We start from the raw sequence: 17,198 nt of genomic DNA on the forward strand, positions 1-17,198 counted from the left end.
ATGACGATGCCGGCCGACCCCGTCGAGGACCTCTGGTCATCCGTACTCGGAATCCTCAGCGAAGACCCCCGCATCACACCGCAGCTCCACGGGTTCCTCAACCTGGTCGAACCGAAGGGCGTCCTCGCCGGCACCCTGTACCTCGAGGTCCCCAACGACCTGACCCGCGGCATGCTCGAGCAGCGGATCCGCATCCCGATCACCGAGGCCGTCGCCCGCATCGGTGACGACTCGGTCGCGAACTTCGCCATCACGGTGAACCCGGACATGGCGTCCGAGCCGCGTGTCGACCCGAACGTCCCGGAGTACGCCGAGCCCGTCCAGGAAGCGGTGGAGCAGAGCGCTGCACCCCGCCAGTACATCGAGGCACCGTTCGTGCCGAGCCAGATCGACTCCCCGGGCACGAGCGGCCGGCCGGAGTCGCGGCTGAACCCGAAGTACAACTTCGACAACTTCGTCATCGGCTCGTCGAACCGCTTCGCCCACGCCGCAGCGGTCGCGGTGGCCGAGGCTCCGGCGAAGGCCTACAACCCGCTCTTCATCTACGGCGACTCCGGGCTGGGCAAGACCCACCTGCTCCACGCCATCGGGCACTACGCCGAGAGCCTCTACCCGGGGATCCGCGTCCGGTACGTGTCGAGCGAGGAGTTCACCAACGACTTCATCAACTCGATCGCGAACAACCGCTCGAACCAGTTCCAGCAGCGGTACCGCGACATCGACATCCTGCTGATCGACGACATCCAGTTCCTGCAGGGGAAGGACTCCACGCAGGAGGCCTTCTTCCACACGTTCAACACGCTGCACGACCACAACAAGCAGGTCGTCATCACGTCGGACGTCGCACCGAAGCACCTGACCGGCTTCGAGGACCGCATGCGGTCGCGCTTCGAGTGGGGCCTGATCACCGACGTGCAGGCGCCCGAGCTCGAGACGCGCATCGCGATCCTCCGCAAGAAGGCGCAGTCCGACCACCTGCAGGTGCCGGACGACATCCTCGAGTTCATGGCCTCGAAGGTGTCGAGCAACATCCGGGAGCTCGAGGGGACGCTCATCCGCGTCACGGCGTTCGCGAGCCTGAACCGGACGGCGGTCGACATGGCCCTGGTGCAGACCGTCCTCAAGGACCTGATCACCCTCGACGAGGACAACGTCGTCGCGCCGACGGACATCATCAACCACACCGCGGAGTACTTCAAGCTCTCCGTCGACGACCTGTACGGCTCGTCCCGCTCGCAGGCGATCGCCACCGCGCGACAGATCGCGATGTACCTGTGCCGCGAGCTCACGAGCCTGTCGCTCCCGAAGATCGGGCAGCTGTTCGGCAACCGCGACCACACCACGGTCATGTACGCGAACAAGAAGATCACCGAGCTCATGAAGGAACGACGGTCGATCTACAACCAGGTCACCGAGCTCACGAGCCGCATCAAGCAGGATCGCCGCTACCGCTGAGATCGGCACGTCTCCGGGCGCATCCACCATCTGAGACGGTTCCATGGGCCGGAGTTCTCACAGTGTGGATAGCCTGTGGATAACTGTGGAGGACACGCCGCCCGGTTGTTCACAGCGAGGGGGCCTCCTGTGGAAACTGGGGATGGAAGTGGATAGATGAGATTCATTCATCCCGACGTCGCCCACAGACCGCCCACAAGTCACAACCGTGTAGTTCCCTACGGCCGAGCGGCATGCACAGGGTTATCCACAGTGTGCACAGGCGTTAACACCATTACTCCTGGTTAACGATCCATCTCCGCGGGACAACCTTGTGGACGGCGGGATGACAAGAAATCCGGCCCACGTCCGCCTGTGCCAGAATGGGGCGGCCGGACAGTCCAAGCCGATCGACAGGGGTTCCAGCTGTGAAGTTCGAGGTCAACCGGGACGTCTTCTCCGAAGCCGTCTCCTTCGCAGTGAAGCTCCTCCCACAGCGCACGACCCTCCCGATCCTGTCGGGCGTCCTGATCCACGCCGACGGCGACCGTCTGACGCTCTCGTCGTTCGACTACGAGGTCTCGGCGCAGACGTCCATCTCGGCGCAGATCGACGACCCGGGCACGGTCCTGGTCAGCGGTCGCCTGCTGAACGACATCGCGAGCCGACTGCCGAACGCTCCGGTCACCTTCACGACCGAGGACTCCAAGATCTCGGTCTCCTGCGGATCGGCGCACTTCACGCTGCTGTCCATGCCGGTCGAGGAGTACCCGACGCTGCCCGAGATCGGTCCGCAGACCGGTGTCATCCCCGGCGATGCGTTCTCCGAAGCCGTGTCGCAGGTCGCCGTCGCCGCGAGCCGCGATGACGTCACCCCGGTCATCACCGGTGTCCAGCTCGAGGTCGGTGACAACGACCTGTCGCTCATCGCCACGGACCGGTACCGCGTGGCCGTCCGCACCATCGCGTGGGACTCCGGCCGCGTCGGCTCGGACCCGCTGCACGCCCTCGTGCCCGCCCGCACCCTGCAGGAGGTCGGTCGCACCTTCGGGTCGGCGTCCACCGTCTCGGTCTCGATCAGCGGCAACTCGGACCGTGAGCTCATCGCGTTCCACGCCGACGACAAGACGGTCACGTCCCTGCTGATCAAGGGCAACTACCCGCCGGTCCGCCGGCTCTTCCCCGAGAACGTCAACGACCACGCGGTGATCAACACCGCTGAGCTGGTCGAAGCCGTCCGACGGGTCTCACTCGTCCTGGAGCGCGAAGCAGCGCTCCGGTTCTCCTTCACGGTCGACGGGCTCACGCTCGAGGCGATCGGATCCGAACAAGCGCAGGCGTCAGAGTCGATCAGTGCGTTGCTGACCGGAGAGGAAACGGTGGTCTCGCTGAAGCCCGCCTTCCTCCTCGACGGACTGAACGCGGTGCACTCCGAGTTCGTCCGCATCTCCTTCACCAAGACGGAGAACCCCAACAAGCCGGGCCCGGTGCTGATCACCGGCCAGACTTCGCAAGAGGCTGCCGCGACCGATGGATACCGGTACCTGCTGCAGCCCAACCTGCTGCTGCGATAGGCGCAACAGGAACACTGCGCTGACGCACCAGCTGCGGCCTCAGCGCGACGACGAAACAGAAGAGGAAATCATGCACATCGGTCTTGTCGGCCTTGGTCGCATGGGCAACAACATGCGTGCCCGTCTCCGCAACGCAGGGATCGAGGTCACCGGTTACGACGCGAACCCCGCCGTCTCCGACGTCGCGAGCCTCGCAGACCTGGCGGGCGCCCTGCCCGAGGGCCAGCGACTCGTCTGGGTGATGGTGCCGCACGGCAAGATCACCGACGACGTCATCACCGAGCTCGCCGGCGTCCTGAACGAGGGCGACCTCGTCATCGACGGTGGCAACTCGAAGTGGCTCGACGACACCACGCACGCCGAGCAGCTCGGTGCGCGCGGCATCCGCTACATGGACGTCGGGGTCTCCGGCGGCGTGTGGGGCAAGGACAACGGCTACGGCCTCATGGTCGGCGGTGACGTCAAGGACGTCGAGTTCGCCATGCCGGTCTTCGACGCACTGCGCCCCGAGGGCCCGCGCGAAGAGGGCTTCTCGCACGCCGGTCCGATCGGCGCGGGTCACTACGCCAAGATGGTCCACAACGGCATCGAGTACGCGATCATGCAGGCCTACGGCGAGGGCTACGAGCTCCTCGAGGCCAAGGACCTGATCACCGACGTCCCCGCCGTGTTCGCCGGGTGGCAGCGCGGGACGGTCGTCCGTTCCTGGCTGCTCGACCTCATGGTCCTGGCCCTGAACGAAGACCCGAAGCTCGACGAGCTCGAGGGCTACGTCGAGGACTCGGGCGAGGGTCGCTGGACGCTGGAAGAGGGCATCGAGCTCGCCGTTCCGATGCCGGCGCTGTCGGCGTCGATCTTCGCGCGCTTCGTCTCGCGTCAGGGCAGCGCGTCCCCGACGATGAAGGCCGTCGCGGCGCTCCGCAACCAGTTCGGCGGTCACGCCGTCAAGAAGTCCTAGGACCACCCGGGGAAACCCGGACTCGGCCCGCGTGCACGTCGACCATCTCCAACTCACCGACTTCCGGAACTACCGGGAGGCGGACGTCGACCTCGCACGCGGGCCGAACCTGTTCGTCGGGCGGAACGGGCAGGGCAAGACCAACCTGGTCGAGGCGATCGGCTACCTGTCGACGCTCGGGTCCCACCGGGTCCCGACGGATGCCGCGCTCGTCCGCCAGGGTTGCGACGCCGCGATCGTCCGGGCCCGCCTGGCGCACGAGGACCGCAGCATCCTCGCCGAGGTGCAGATCAACCGCACGGGGGCGAACCGTGCGCAGGTGAACCGGTCGGCGATCAAACCCCGTGAACTCCCGCGCTACTGCACCTCCGTCCTCTTCGCTCCCGAGGACCTCGCCCTGGTCCGTGGCGAACCGGCCGGTCGCCGACGCATGCTCGACGAACTGCTCGGCCAGATCGCACCGCGGATGCAGGGTGTCCTGGCCGACTACGACCGCACGCTCCGCCAGCGGAACACCCTGCTCAAGTCGGCCCGTGCCACCGGCGCCAAGGCGAACGCCCTGTCGACGCTCGACGTCTGGGACGACCGCCTGGTCGGACTCGGTGCCGAGATCGTCGCCGCGCGCGACCACCTGACCCGCCGGCTCGCACCGTTCGTCGCCGAGGCGTACGCCACCGTCGCCGGCGAGGACCACGATGCCTCGATCGCCGGTGTGCTCTCGATCCGTGGCGGTGACCCGGAGGCCGCCGCCGCGACGGACCCGGTCCTCGGCACCCCCGACGAGCCGGTGAGCGTGACCGCCGCAGCCGAGGCGTTCGCGGCCGCCCTCGAGCGTCGTCGTCGTGACGAGCTCGACCGCGGGCTGACCCTCGTCGGGCCGCACCGCGACGACGTCCTGTTCCAGCTCAACGGGTTACCTGCCCGCGGGTACGCCAGTCACGGCGAATCATGGTCCTTCGCGCTCGCGATCCAGCTGGCGAGTGCGTCGATCCTGCGGGCCGAGTCGAACCTCGGTGACCCGATCATCATCCTCGACGACGTGTTCGCCGAACTCGACGAGTCCCGGCGCGAACGCCTCGGGAACGCCGTGGCCGACTACGAGCAGGTGCTCATCACGGCAGCGGTGTTCGGCGACGTGCCCGCGCAGCTCGCCGCGCACACGGTGCGGATCGAGGCGGGCACGATCGTGACCGACGCGACCCCGCCGGAAGCCGACGCCTGATGCCCCGCCCGTGGAAGCCGACCGAGCCGTCGCGGCTGTACCGACACCTCCGCGCCGTCTTCGGCGACCCCTCGAAGCGCGGGGTCGACGCCCGCCGCCGTCGCTCCCGCGAGTTCGACGCCGACACCGTCCCCTACGGCCGCGGCCGTGAACCCCGAGGGCTCGGCGACGTGGTCGGATCCCTGGCCAACGAGCTCGGGTGGACCGAACCCCTGGCCCGCTCGGAGCTGTTCGTGGACTGGCCGAGCGTCGTCGGTGAGGAACTCGCCAAGCACTCCACCCCGGTCACCATCGACGACGGTGCGCTGGTCATCCGGTGCGACTCGACGGCCTGGGCGACGCAGCTCCGTCTCATGCGTGCCAGCGTCACGACGACCATCGCCGAGCGGCACCCGGAAGCCGGGGTCGAGTCGATCCGGGTTTCGGGGCCGGACGTCCCCACCTGGAAACGCGGCCCCAGGACGGTCCAGGGGCGCGGTCCTCGCGACACCTACGGTTGAGCCGACGAAATCATCCTGGGGTGCCAAAAAAGCCCGCCTGTGGGCCGGATGAGCCCTCGAAAGAGGGGCCTCTGCGGTAGACTGGGAGGTGCAGTGCGCGGGCGTTCCGCGCGCAGGCAGGAGCACGCTCGACATGGCATCAGAATCTGAAGACGACCCGCAGAACCCGCTCGACGCGGAGATCCCGCAGAGCGAACCGTCCTACGGAGCAGACCAGATTCAGGTGCTCGAGGGGCTCGAGGCGGTCCGCAAGCGTCCCGGTATGTACATCGGTTCGACGGGGCCCCGCGGTCTGCACCACCTGGTCCAGGAGATCGTCGACAACTCCGTCGACGAAGCCCTCGCCGGGTACTGCGACACCATCGACGTCACCATCCGTGAAGACGGCGGTGTCCGCGTGGTCGACAACGGCCGTGGCATCCCGGTCGGCATCCACGCGGCCGAGGGCGTCTCGACCGTCCAGGTCGTCCTGACCGTCCTGCACGCCGGCGGCAAGTTCGGCGGCGGCGCGTACGCGGTGTCCGGTGGTCTGCACGGTGTCGGTTCCTCCGTCGTGAACGCGCTGAGCTCCGAGCTCGACGTCGAGGTCCGACAGCAGGGCCACGTCTGGCGCCAGAGCTACACCGACGGCGTCCCGGTCGCACCGCTGACCAAGGACGAACCGTCCGACGAGCACGGCACCACGATCACCTTCTGGCCGAACGCCGAGATCTTCGAGACCGTCGTGTTCGACTACGAGACCCTGCGCACCCGGTTCCAGCAGATGGCCTTCCTCAACAAGGGCCTGCGGATCAACCTGCGCGACGAGCGCACCCCGGAAGACGGGGAAGAGGCACGCAACGACTCCTTCATGTACGAGCGCGGTCTCGCCGACTACGTCGAGTACATCAACGCGCAGAAGAAGGCCGACCTCGTCCACCCGGACGTCATCGGCTTCGAGTCCGAGGACACCGAGCGCAAGATCGCGCTCGAGGTCGCGATGCAGTGGAACACCTCGTACCAGGAGAGCGTCCACACCTTCGCGAACACGATCAACACGCACGAGGGCGGCACCCACGAAGAGGGCTTCCGAGCGGCGCTGACGTACCTGGTGAACAAGTACGCGCGCGAGACGAAGATCATCAAGGAGAAGGACGACAACCTGACGGGTGACGACATCCGTGAAGGGTTGACGGCCGTCATCTCCGTGAAGCTCGGCGAGCCGCAGTTCGAGGGCCAGACGAAGACGAAGCTCGGCAACACCGAGGCGAAGGGCTTCGTGCAGCGCGTCGTCGGTGCCGAGCTCACGCACTGGTTCGAGAGCAACCCGACCCAGGCCCGCGACGTCGTCCGCAAGGCGATCCAGGCGTCCCAGGCTCGACTCGCCGCCCGCAAGGCCCGCGAGACCACGCGTCGCAAGGGGCTGCTCGAGTCGGGTGGCATGCCCGGCAAGCTGAAGGACTGCCAGTCCAAGGACCCGACCCTGTCGGAGATCTTCATGGTCGAGGGCGACTCCGCCGGCGGTTCCGCCGTGCAGGGTCGCAACCCGATGACCCAGGCGATCCTGCCCCTGCGCGGCAAGATCCTGAACGTCGAGAAGGCGCGGCTCGACCGCGCGCTCGCCAACCAGGAGATCCAGTCGATGATCACGGCGTTCGGCGCCGGCATCGGTGAGGACTTCGACCCGGACAAGGCCCGGTACCACAAGATCGTGCTGATGGCCGATGCCGACGTCGACGGCCAGCACATCACCACGTTGCTGCTGACCCTGCTGTTCCGCTACATGCGGCCGCTCATCGAGCGCGGCTACGTGTACCTCGCGCAGCCGCCGCTGTACCGCCTGAAGTGGTCGAACGCCGCGCACGAGTACGTGTTCAGCGACCGGGAGCGCGACGCCCTGATGCAGTCGGGCATCGCCGCCGGCAAGCGGATCCCGAAGGACAACGGCATCCAGCGCTACAAGGGCCTCGGCGAGATGGACTACAAGGAGCTCTGGGACACCACGATGAACCCGGACACCCGCACGCTCCTGCAGGTCACGCTCGAGGACGCCGCCGCGGTGGACAGCACATTCTCGACGCTGATGGGTGAAGACGTCGACGCACGTCGCCAGTTCATCCAGCAGAACGCCAAGGACGTCCGCTTCTTGGACATCTGAGCAGTCTCGACATCTCGACCCCGGCCTGGAGGCGCGGTGCCAGCCGCGCGCTCTGGTCCGGACCACCTGTGGTCGCGTCCACCGCGACGAACGTCACCACGGCCTCCCGGCCGTCAGAAAGGTAACGCAAGCCAATGGCTGACGACAACGAGAACGCCCCCGACGAGCAGCCCGAGATCGTCCACGGCGACAGCGGGGACATCGTCGTCTCCGGTGACCGCATCTCGCAGGTCGACCTGCAGCTCGAGATGCAGCGTTCCTACCTCGACTACGCGATGTCGGTCATCGTCGGCCGTGCGCTGCCCGAGGTCCGCGACGGCCTGAAGCCGGTGCACCGCCGCGTGATCTACGCGATGTTCGACGGCGGCTACCGCCCGGACCGCGCGTTCTCGAAGTGCTCCCGCGTCGTCGGCGACGTCATGGGGCAGTTCCACCCGCACGGCGACTCCGCGATCTACGACGCGCTCGTCCGACTGGTGCAGCCGTGGTCGCTCCGGTACCCGCTCGCGCTCGGCCAGGGCAACTTCGGTTCGCCGGGCAACGACGGCGCCGCCGCACCGCGGTACACCGAGACCAAGATGGCGCCGCTCGCCATGGAGATGGTCCGGGACATCGACGAGGACACCGTCGACTTCCAGGACAACTACGACGGTCGGACCCAGGAGCCCGCGATCCTGCCGGCACGGTTCCCGAACCTGCTGGTCAACGGCTCCGTCGGCATCGCGGTCGGCATGGCGACGAACATCCCGCCGCACAACCTGCGCGAGGTCGCCGAGGGTGCGAAGTGGGCCCTCGACAACCCCGAGGCGACGCGCGAAGAACTCCTCGCCGCGCTCATGCAGCGCATCAAGGGGCCGGACTTCCCGACCGGTGCGCAGATCCTGGGCACCAAGGGCATCCAGGACGCCTACCTCACCGGTCGTGGTTCGATCACGATGCGCGCCGTCGTCAACGTCGAGGAGATCCAGGGTCGCACCTGCCTCGTCGTCACCGAGCTGCCGTACCAGGTCAACCCGGACAACCTCGCGATCAAGATCGCCGACCTGGTCAAGGACGGCAAGCTGGCCGGCGTCGCGGACATCCGCGACGAGACCTCGGGTCGCACCGGCCAGCGCCTGGTGATCGTGCTCAAGCGTGACGCAGTGGCCAAGGTCGTGCTGAACAACCTGTACAAGCACACCCAGCTGCAGGAGAACTTCGGCGCGAACATGCTCGCGATCGTCGACGGTGTCCCGCGGACCCTACCGCTCGACGGGTTCATCTCGGCGTGGGTCGCGCACCAGGTCGACGTCATCGTCCGCCGCACCCAGTTCCGCCTGCGCGAGGCCGAGAAGCGCGCGCACATCCTGCGCGGCTACCTCGCAGCGCTCGACGCCCTCGACGAGGTCATCGCGCTGATCCGTCGGTCGCCCGACGTCGAAGAGGCCCGCTCCGGCCTGATGGACCTGCTGTCCGTCGACGAGATCCAGGCGCGCGCGATCCTCGAGCTCCAGCTCCGTCGACTGGCCGCCCTCGAGCGCCAGAAGATCCACGACGAGGCCGAAGAACTCGAGCGCAAGATCGCCGACTTCCAGGACATCCTGGCGTCGGAGACCCGGCAGCGCACGATCATCCGCGACGAGCTCGAGGAGATCGTCGACCGCTTCGGCGACGACCGCCGCACCGAGATCATGCTCGGCTACGACGGCGACATGTCGATGGAAGACCTCATCCCCGAAGAGGAGATGGTCGTCACCATCACGCGTGGCGGGTACGTCAAGCGCACGCGCAGCGACCAGTACCGCTCGCAGCACCGCGGTGGCCGTGGTGTCCGTGGCGCCCAGCTCCGCGCGGACGACATCGTCGAGCACTTCTTCGTCACGACGACGCACCACTGGCTGCTGTTCCTCACCGACCAGGGCCGGGTCTACCGCGCCAAGGCGTACGAGCTGCAGGAAGCCGGCCGCGACGCCAAGGGCCAGCACGTGGCGAACCTGCTCGCGATGCAGCCGGACGAGCAGATCCAGCAGGTGCTCGACATCCGTGACTACGAGGTCGCGCAGTACCTCGTCCTCGCGACCGAGCACGGGCTGGTGAAGAAGACCGCGCTCACCGAGTACGACACCAACCGCACCGGTGGCATCATCGCGATCAACCTGCGCGACGGCGACAAGCTCCGCCAGGCGCTGCTCGTCGACGAGCACGACGACCTGCTGCTCGTCTCACGTCAGGGCATGTCGCTCCGCTTCACCGCGACGAACGACACCCTGCGGCCGATGGGTCGCTCGACCTCCGGTGTGAAGGGCATGTCCTTCCGCGACGGCGACTCGCTCCTGGCCGCACGCGTGGTGGCGGACGACGGCTTCGTCTGGGTGATGACCGAGGGCGGGTACGCCAAGCGCACCGCCGTCGACCAGTACCGCATCCAGGGACGCGGAGGTCTCGGCATCAAGGTGGCGAAGTTGGCGACCGACCGAGGCGACCTTGTGGGTGCTCTCATCGTCGGTGAGGACGACGAAGTGCTCGTCGTGCTGCAATCGGGCAAGGTGGTAAGGTCTGCCGTGGCCGAGGTCCCTGCCAAGGGTCGCGACACCATGGGTGTCGTCTTCGCCAGGTTCGCGGCGAACGACAAGATCATCGCAGTGGCCCAGAACACCGAGCGGAACCTGGTCGACCAGGACGACGCCGAGATCGAGCCAGCGGGCCCGGTGGAGACGGTCAGCCCTTCCGAAGCGGCCCCGGACTCCACTGATCCCATCGACACCGAGCCCGTCGCGGACGAGGCCGGAGAGGACCAGTCAAGCAATGAGTAGTGTCGCCGAGAAGCTCCAGAAGAAGGCGAAGCGACCCGTCGGCACCCGCCAAGTGCGGCTGCGGCTGGTCTACGTCGACTTCTGGTCGATGGTGAAGCTCAGCTTCCTCATCGCCCTGGCCGGCAGCATCGTGATCGTGGTCGCCACGGCGCTGGTGTGGGTCATCCTCAACCAGACGGGCGTGTTCACGCAGGTGGACGCCTTGTTGAAGGACGTCACCGGTCAGAACAGTTACTCGATCATGGACCAGTTCTCACTGGGTCAGGTACTCGGGTTCTCCATCGTCGTGGGCATCCTCAACGTGGTCGTCGGCACCGTGCTCGGCGCCATCGTGAGCGTCCTCTACAACCTCAGTGTCCGCATCACCGGCGGCTTGCTCGTCGGCTTCACGAACAACTGACACACCCGGGCCGGGTGAGCCGACCGCTCGATTTCGTTCTGCGAGATCCGTGGGGTAGGCTTTCATCCGGTCTGAGGGGCTATAGCTCAGGCGGTTAGAGCGCTTCGCTGATAACGAAGAGGTCCAAGGTTCAAGTCCTTGTAGCCCCACCAGTTCTTCGGAACACACGACAATTCCATCCCGTCGCCGATACCCTCGGCGGCACCCGGGGCCTTAGCTCAGTTGGTAGAGCGCCTGCTTTGCAAGCAGGATGTCGGGAGTTCGATTCTCCCAGGCTCCACTCGCGGAAGCCCCTGGTTGACGACTTCGTCGTCTGCCCAGGGGCTTCGTTCTGTGCTCATCCGCGCCGCCGCCCCTGCGGCGCGTCGTCGTGCGTGCTCGGGTCGTGCGTGTGCCGCTGCGCCGAGGTTCCGAGATCTCGGCATCTCGAGCGCGCCTCGGGCCGCTTGTGGAACCTCGGCGGGCAGCGGACGGCATGTCGTGGAACCTCGGCGCCGTCGGACGGGCGTGTCCTCGCAGCACAGCACCCGGGAACGACGAAGGGCCCCGGCGGCGTGCCGGGGCCCTTCGTACGAACCGTGGAGGTCAGGCGGCAGGCTTCTCCGCCGTGTCAGCGTCGTCGGCGACCCACAGGTCGTCGTCGGCGCGGAGCGTCTGGTACGCGGCGTACGCAGCACCAGCAACGGCGACGACGCCGACGATGATGAGTGCGACACCACCGAAGCCGATGCCCTTCTTCTGCTGCGACGGCACGTACTTCACAGCAGCCTTCTTGGCCTTCTTGCCCTTCTTCTGGGCGTTCTTCACGATCTTCTTGACCCGGGGGTCCTTCGCGAGGTCGGTCACGCTCAGCACGGAGCCAGCGGTCGACACCAGTCCGGGGATGACCTCGGACTGGAACTTGTGCGAAGCGTTCTGTGCTGCGGACGTCGCAGCGTGGACCCCGGTCGCGACAGCGGGACGGATCCCGTTGTCGATCGCGTTCTGCACACGAGGGGCGATGTCCTTGCGGGCTGCATCGGCTGCGTTTGACCGGGCTTCCGCCAGGATCGCGTTCGCGTGCTCGAGGACCTTGCGCTGCTCTCCGAGGAGCGAGGCGGTCTGGCCCTTGAGCTTCTTGATCTGCTTCCGACGCTTGCGCGGGATCTCGATCGTCGTCATCTGGTACCTCCATCGGATCGGCGTGACCCCATCCTGCCACCAGAGTCCCTGACAGGTCACGGAGCCTCACCTGTGGGTCCGGTCCGTACGCAGCCGGTACATGCGAGAATCGGAACATGTCTCTGCACACCGCTGTCGCAACGATCCACACCAACAAGGGCGACATCCGCGTCAACCTGTTCGGCAACCACGCACCGAAGACCGTCAAGAACTTCGTCGACCTCGCCACGGGCAAGCAGGAGTGGACCCACCCGGGTACGGGCAAGGTCTCCACCGACAAGCTCTACGACGGCGTCGTCTTCCACCGCATCATCAAGGACTTCATGATCCAGGGCGGTGACCCGCTCGGCCAGGGCATCGGTGGCCCGGGGTACCGCTTCGACGACGAGATCTCCCCCGAGCTCACGTTCCAGAACCCCTACATCTTCGCCATGGCCAACGCCGGCATCCAGGGTGGCCGTGGCACCAACGGCTCGCAGTTCTTCATCACCACGGTGGCGACGCCGTGGCTGCAGGGCAAGCACACCATCTTCGGTGAGGTCGCCGACGACGAGTCGCGTGCCGTGGTCGACGCCATCGAGGGTGTCCCCACCGACGGCCGTGACAAGCCCGTCGAGGACGTGGTCATCCAGAGCATCGACGTCGAAGGCGTCTGATCCTCACGTGACCGACCAGGCGTACAACCCGAACAACACCTGCTACCGGCATCCGGACCGGCAGAGCTTCGTGCTCTGCCAGCGCTGTGGGCGGACGATCTGCCCGGAGTGCCAGACGCCGGCGGCAGTCGGGGTGCACTGCCCGGAGTGCGTGCGTGAACAGCGCGCACAGTTCGCAGCGAACCGTCGCGCGTCCGGAGCCCCCAGTGGGCTGACGGTCGCGCGACGGCGCTTCGCGATGCTCGACCAGAAGGCGACGGTCGTCATCGTGGCGATCACGGTCGCCATCTGGCTGCTGGACCAGGTGAGTGGTCGGTTCTTCACCGGCCTGCTGGCCTACAACTCGTTCTTGCTGCCCACGGAGCCGTGGCGGGTCGTCACCTCCCTGTTCGTGCACTCGGGGATCTTCCACATCCTGTTCAACATGTGGGCGCTGTGGATCTTCGGTCGGATGCTCGAGAACATGCTCGGCACTTGGCGATTCGTCGCGCTGTACTTCATCACGGGGATCTTCGGCTCGATGCTCGTGACGTTCCTCGCTCCCGGAACGACCGTCGTAGGCGCCTCCGGAGCGATCTTCGGGCTCTTCGCGGCGTTCTTCGTGCTGCAGCGGAGCCTCGGGCAGAACGCAGTGCAACTCCTCGTGATCATGGGGCTCAACCTGGTCGTCGGGTTCCTGCCGGGGATCAACATCTCGTGGCAGGCGCACGTCGGCGGGATCATCGGCGGCTTCCTCGTGGGCTTCGTCTTCGCCAAGACCCGGAACATCCGGCAGCGGCCGCTGCAGATCGGCCTGCTCGTCGCCTCCGCGGTGGTGGGCATCGTCCTCACCGCTGTCGGGTACGCGGTCACCATCGGCTGAGCCGATCCGGACACACGTCCACCGAACGCCCCGTCGCACCAGCGGCGGGGCGTTCGCCGTTCCACTGTGACGTCGGCACCAGGCACCAGGTACCAGGCACCAGACACCAGACACCAGACACCAGACACCAGGTACCGGGCATCGGCACCGGCCCCGGCCCCGGCCTCGGGCACGACAGACGCTCGTCCACAAGGCGCCAGCAGAGTTATCCACAGGTGTGGAAAAACCGGTGAGTTACACGCGTGTGATTATCCCCATTGTGGACTCAGCTGTGGATAACTCCGGGGTCGGGGTGTGGATGGCGATGTGGAGAGTGTGGAGAAGTGTGGAGAACCGCCCGAATCCTCGATGACCTGGGGATCAGCGGCAGCAAGTCCTGTGGAGAACGACAACGCCCGCCGCACCAAGTGGTGCGACGGGCGTCGGAGTGTCTCGGGGCTGAGGGTCAGCGCCAGCGGGTGGTCATGAGGAAGCCGATGAACATGATGCCGAAGCCGACCAGGATGTTCCACGAGCCGAGGCTCGGCACCGGCAGGGTCGCGTTCGAGATGTAGAAGACGATCACCCAGACGAGGCCGATGATCATGAAGCCGAACATGACCGGCTTGAACCACACCGGGTTCGGGGCGTCCCCCGCGGTGTCGACCGAGTCGGCTCGGGTCCTCCGGGCGGGCTTGGTGCGGTCCTTGTCACTGGCCATGGCCGGTATCCTACCGTGACCACGTGTGTGGATCGGCCCGCAGACCGCTGCACACATCCCCCACGAGTACGGTGAACCGCCATGACCAGGATCCTCGTCGTCGACAACTACGACAGCTTCGTCTACACGCTGAACGGGTACGTCCAGCAGCTCGGAGCCGAGACGGACGTGGTGCGCAACGACGCCTTCCCCGAGTCGGAGATCGCGGACCGCATCGCCGACTACGACGGTGTTCTGCTGTCGCCCGGCCCGGGAACCCCGGCCGACGCCGGCGTCTCGATCCCCACGGTGCACGCGGCGGTCGCGTCCGGCACCCCGCTGCTCGGGGTCTGCCTCGGCCACCAGGCGATCGCAGAAGCCCTCGGCGCCACGGTCACGCACGCCGACGAACTCATGCACGGCAAGACCTCGCAGGTCGACCACGACGACAGCACGCTCTTCGCCGGAGTGCCGCACCCCTTCACGGCGACGCGCTACCACTCCCTCGCGATCGTCGACGGCACGGTGCCCGACGAACTCACCGTCACGGCCCGGACCGGTGGCGGCGTCATCATGGGCGTCCAGCACCGCGACCACCCGTTGTACGGTGTGCAGTTCCACCCAGAATCGGTCCTGACCGAGGGCGGCTACCGCATGGTCGGCAACTGGCTCGAGACCACCGGTCTCTCCGGAGCTGCCGAACGCGCCGACGGGCTCGGCCCGCTCATCGCGACGCACCGCGGCTGACTCGTCAGAGCGAACTCGACGGCGTCGCGTGTCGACGCGCATGGAGCAGTGGACGCGACGACCTGACGGGCCTGCGGACGCGTGGCGGGGATGCGCCGGGCCTCCTGGCCGTCAGCGTGCCGACGGGAGGCCCGTCACCGGTCCGTCAGACCGCACGCGTGTGCGAGTGGTCGGCTCGACGGCCGCGGTGGCGTCGTTCCTGATCGGAACGATCAGCGACCGTCGCCGTTGTCCCCGTTGTCTCCACCGTTGTCCCCGTTGTCGCCCTTGTCGTTCCCGTTGTCCGACGACGGGGCGTGGGTCGGCTGGCTCGACGCGGCGCAGTAGGTCAGGGCGACGGCACTGCCCTGGGCGACATCGCCCTGCGGGGTGTCCTGCTGCGTCACGAGGCCACCCGTGCACGAGTACGACGGCGACGGCGTCACGGTGAGGCCGAGCTGCTCGAGCGACGCCTTCGCCTCGGAGAACTGCTGGTTCGTGACGTTCGGCAGCTGCACCTTGCCGTTGGACACCGTGAGGTTGATCACGATGCCCTTGGTGTGGAGCGAACCGGACTCGGGGTCGGAACTCATCACGGTGCCCTCTGGCACGTCGGACGAGTAGTCGGAACTGATCGCGCCGACGCGGAAGCCGGCATCGTCCAGTGCCTGCTGTGCCGCTGCCTGGGACTGCCCGTTCAGCTCGGGGACCGGGACCCGCTCGGGGCCGAGGGAGACGACCACGTTGACGCTGGACTTGCGGCCCACGTTGATGCCGGAGCCCGGGTCGGTGCGGATGACCGTGCCCTTGTCGACCGAGTCGGAGTTCTCCTCGACCTTGACGGCCGTCAGGTCCTTCTTCTCGAGGGCGGTGGACGCGGCGCTGAAGGTCGACCCGGTGACGTTCGGCACGCTCACGGACGACGACACCGGCGGCTTGCCCGGCTGCAGGTTCGCGACGAAGAACACGACCCCGACGATGACCGCGACCGTCAGCAGGATGCCGACCCAGATCCACGCCACCGGCGGACGGTTCTGCGTGCGCTGCGGGCGGTGCTCAGCGGTGTCGTCGTCGAGCTCGCGGAACGCCGCGGCGGGGTTCGACGTGGTGCGCGGGTCGACCCCGAACAGCACCGTCGAGGCGTCGTTCGCCGCGTTCTGCTGGATCTTCTTGGTGGATGCCGGAACCCGGCCCGCAGCGGCCTGCTGCAGGTCCGAGCGGAACTCGGCGGCGTTCTGGAAGCGGCGTGTGCGGTCCTTGACCAGGGCGTGCAGGGTCACGGCGTCGAGTGCCGGGGACACCTCTGGTGTGATCGACGACGGGGCGACGGGCTGCTCGCTGACGTGCTGGTAGGCCACCGCCACCGGGGTGTCGCCGAGGAAGGGCGCACGGCCGGTGAGCAGTTCGAACAGCACGACACCCGTGGAGTAGATGTCCGTGCGGGCGTCGACGGTCTCGCCGCGGGCCTGCTCCGGCGAGAAGTACGACGCAGTGCCGAGGATCGACGTGGTCTGCGCGACCGTGGCGGAGGTGTCGGTGATGGCTCGGGCGATGCCGAAGTCCATGACCTTGACCTGGCCGTTGTGCGTGACCATGACGTTGGCGGGCTTGATGTCGCGGTGCACGACGCCGGCGCGGTGGGAGTACTCGAGCGCGGTGAGGATGCCCTCGGTGATGCGGACGGCCTCGGCCGGAGCGACGGCACCCTCGGCGATGATGTCGGAGAGCGGGCGGCCCTCGACGTACTCCATCACGATGAAGGGGACCTGCACCTCGGCGCCCGAGGTCTCGGTCACGGTCTCTTCGCCGGCGTCGTACACGCGGACGACCGTCGGGTGCGCCATGCGTGCGGCGGCCTGGGCTTCCTGCCGGAACCGGGTGCGGAACGCCGGGTCGTTGGCCAGGCTCGGCTTCAGGAGCTTCACCGCGACCTTGCGACCGAGACGGGTGTCGTTGCCGAGGTGCACGGTTGCCATGCCGCCTCGGCCGATGACATCACCGATCTCGTAACGGTTGGCGAGGAGGGTGATCCCCGCGGTCACACCTTCTGGCACGTACTCCTCCGTCTGTCCGTCCGGGCTAGTGTACGGCAGCACC

Annotated in this window: 14 protein-coding genes and 2 tRNA genes; 13 read left to right on the top strand and 3 right to left on the bottom strand. The window is 67.2% G+C overall.

Annotation, left to right across the window (positions count from 1 at the left end):
- The 10 genes from dnaA (at nucleotide 1) to DEJ14_RS00050 (ending at nucleotide 11,297) form a co-directional block, all read left to right on the top strand.
- Nucleotides 1-1,455 (top strand): chromosomal replication initiator protein DnaA, encoded by a 1,455-nt coding sequence (gene dnaA, locus DEJ14_RS00005; RefSeq protein WP_111083682.1) that lies wholly within the window; start codon nucleotides 1-3, stop codon nucleotides 1,453-1,455.
- 407 nt (nucleotides 1,456-1,862) lie between these two features.
- Nucleotides 1,863-3,008 carry a DNA polymerase III subunit beta gene (dnaN, locus tag DEJ14_RS00010; RefSeq protein ID WP_111083683.1) on the top strand — a complete coding sequence of 382 codons (1,146 nt, stop codon included), beginning with the start codon at nucleotides 1,863-1,865 and terminating at the stop codon, nucleotides 3,006-3,008.
- 70 nt (nucleotides 3,009-3,078) lie between these two features.
- Nucleotides 3,079-3,966, top strand: coding sequence for a phosphogluconate dehydrogenase (NAD(+)-dependent, decarboxylating) (gnd, locus tag DEJ14_RS00015; protein WP_111083684.1), 888 nt, complete (start codon nucleotides 3,079-3,081; stop codon nucleotides 3,964-3,966).
- Nucleotides 3,967-3,997: 31 nt separating this feature from the next.
- A complete protein-coding gene (gene recF, locus DEJ14_RS00020; protein ID WP_111083685.1) occupies nucleotides 3,998-5,188 on the top strand; it encodes a DNA replication/repair protein RecF in 1,191 nt (396 codons plus the stop codon).
- A complete protein-coding gene (locus DEJ14_RS00025) occupies nucleotides 5,188-5,688 on the top strand; it encodes a DciA family protein (protein ID WP_111083686.1) in 501 nt (166 codons plus the stop codon). The genes recF and DEJ14_RS00025 overlap by 1 nt, the downstream gene beginning before the upstream one ends.
- A gap of 133 nt (nucleotides 5,689-5,821) precedes the next feature.
- The gene (gene gyrB, locus DEJ14_RS00030) at nucleotides 5,822-7,825 is read left to right on the top strand and encodes a DNA topoisomerase (ATP-hydrolyzing) subunit B (RefSeq protein ID WP_181437370.1); all 2,004 of its coding nucleotides are present in this window, start codon (nucleotides 5,822-5,824) and stop codon (nucleotides 7,823-7,825) included.
- Nucleotides 7,826-7,959: 134 nt separating this feature from the next.
- Nucleotides 7,960-10,617 carry a DNA gyrase subunit A gene (gene gyrA, locus DEJ14_RS00035; protein ID WP_216834274.1) on the top strand — a complete coding sequence of 886 codons (2,658 nt, stop codon included), beginning with the start codon at nucleotides 7,960-7,962 and terminating at the stop codon, nucleotides 10,615-10,617.
- Complete coding sequence (locus tag DEJ14_RS00040; RefSeq protein ID WP_027466922.1) at nucleotides 10,610-11,017, top strand: DUF3566 domain-containing protein; 408 nt, start codon at nucleotides 10,610-10,612, stop codon at nucleotides 11,015-11,017. Before gyrA ends, DEJ14_RS00040 begins: the two co-directional genes overlap by 8 nt.
- Before the next feature lie 75 nt (nucleotides 11,018-11,092).
- Nucleotides 11,093-11,169 (top strand) — tRNA-Ile (locus DEJ14_RS00045).
- Between the two features lie 55 nt (nucleotides 11,170-11,224).
- Nucleotides 11,225-11,297, top strand: a tRNA-Ala gene (locus DEJ14_RS00050).
- A gap of 305 nt (nucleotides 11,298-11,602) precedes the next feature.
- Here DEJ14_RS00050 and DEJ14_RS00055 read toward each other — a convergent pair.
- Nucleotides 11,603-12,178 (bottom strand): hypothetical protein, encoded by a 576-nt coding sequence (locus tag DEJ14_RS00055; RefSeq protein WP_111083687.1) that lies wholly within the window; start codon nucleotides 12,176-12,178, stop codon nucleotides 11,603-11,605.
- Between the two features lie 116 nt (nucleotides 12,179-12,294).
- Between DEJ14_RS00055 and DEJ14_RS00060 the strand changes: the two genes are divergently transcribed.
- Both DEJ14_RS00060 and DEJ14_RS00065 read left to right on the top strand, forming a co-directional pair.
- Nucleotides 12,295-12,834 carry a peptidylprolyl isomerase gene (locus tag DEJ14_RS00060; RefSeq protein WP_111083688.1) on the top strand — a complete coding sequence of 180 codons (540 nt, stop codon included), beginning with the start codon at nucleotides 12,295-12,297 and terminating at the stop codon, nucleotides 12,832-12,834.
- Nucleotides 12,835-12,841: 7 nt separating this feature from the next.
- Nucleotides 12,842-13,696 (top strand): rhomboid family intramembrane serine protease, encoded by an 855-nt coding sequence (locus DEJ14_RS00065; protein WP_111083689.1) that lies wholly within the window; start codon nucleotides 12,842-12,844, stop codon nucleotides 13,694-13,696.
- A 445-nt stretch (nucleotides 13,697-14,141) separates the two neighbouring features.
- Here the strand turns inward: DEJ14_RS00065 and DEJ14_RS00070 are convergent, their stop codons facing one another.
- The gene (locus tag DEJ14_RS00070; protein ID WP_111083690.1) at nucleotides 14,142-14,396 is read right to left on the bottom strand and encodes a cell division protein CrgA; all 255 of its coding nucleotides are present in this window, start codon (nucleotides 14,394-14,396) and stop codon (nucleotides 14,142-14,144) included.
- Nucleotides 14,397-14,477: 81 nt separating this feature from the next.
- Between DEJ14_RS00070 and DEJ14_RS00075 the strand changes: the two genes are divergently transcribed.
- Entirely contained in the window at nucleotides 14,478-15,122 is a 645-nt protein-coding gene (locus tag DEJ14_RS00075; RefSeq protein ID WP_111083691.1) for an anthranilate synthase component II, read from the top strand.
- Between the two features lie 212 nt (nucleotides 15,123-15,334).
- Here the strand turns inward: DEJ14_RS00075 and pknB are convergent, their stop codons facing one another.
- On the bottom strand, nucleotides 15,335-17,143 hold the full coding sequence (gene pknB / locus DEJ14_RS00080; protein WP_111083692.1) for a Stk1 family PASTA domain-containing Ser/Thr kinase: 1,809 nt from the start codon (nucleotides 17,141-17,143) through the stop codon (nucleotides 15,335-15,337).
- Nucleotides 17,144-17,198 lie beyond the last annotated feature (55 nt).

Origin of the sequence: Curtobacterium sp. MCJR17_020, assembly GCF_003234365.2 — a bacterium.
Lineage (GTDB): Bacteria > Actinomycetota > Actinomycetes > Actinomycetales > Microbacteriaceae > Curtobacterium.

What these genes read in the sequence shown, in the direction of transcription:
- dnaA (WP_111083682.1), top strand. Translation starts at nt 1, where the DNA reads ATGACGATGCCGGCCGACCCCGTCGAGGACCTCTGGTCATCCGTACTC.
- gnd (WP_111083684.1), top strand. Translation starts at nt 3,079, where the DNA reads ATGCACATCGGTCTTGTCGGCCTTGGTCGCATGGGCAACAACATGCGT.
- DEJ14_RS00025 (WP_111083686.1), top strand. Translation starts at nt 5,188, where the DNA reads ATGCCCCGCCCGTGGAAGCCGACCGAGCCGTCGCGGCTGTACCGACAC.
- gyrB (WP_181437370.1), top strand. Translation starts at nt 5,822, where the DNA reads ATGGCATCAGAATCTGAAGACGACCCGCAGAACCCGCTCGACGCGGAG.
- gyrA (WP_216834274.1), top strand. Translation starts at nt 7,960, where the DNA reads ATGGCTGACGACAACGAGAACGCCCCCGACGAGCAGCCCGAGATCGTC.
- DEJ14_RS00040 (WP_027466922.1), top strand. Translation starts at nt 10,610, where the DNA reads ATGAGTAGTGTCGCCGAGAAGCTCCAGAAGAAGGCGAAGCGACCCGTC.
- DEJ14_RS00055 (WP_111083687.1), bottom strand. Translation starts at nt 12,178, where the DNA reads ATGACGACGATCGAGATCCCGCGCAAGCGTCGGAAGCAGATCAAGAAG.
- DEJ14_RS00060 (WP_111083688.1), top strand. Translation starts at nt 12,295, where the DNA reads ATGTCTCTGCACACCGCTGTCGCAACGATCCACACCAACAAGGGCGAC.
- DEJ14_RS00070 (WP_111083690.1), bottom strand. Translation starts at nt 14,396, where the DNA reads ATGGCCAGTGACAAGGACCGCACCAAGCCCGCCCGGAGGACCCGAGCC.
- DEJ14_RS00075 (WP_111083691.1), top strand. Translation starts at nt 14,478, where the DNA reads ATGACCAGGATCCTCGTCGTCGACAACTACGACAGCTTCGTCTACACG.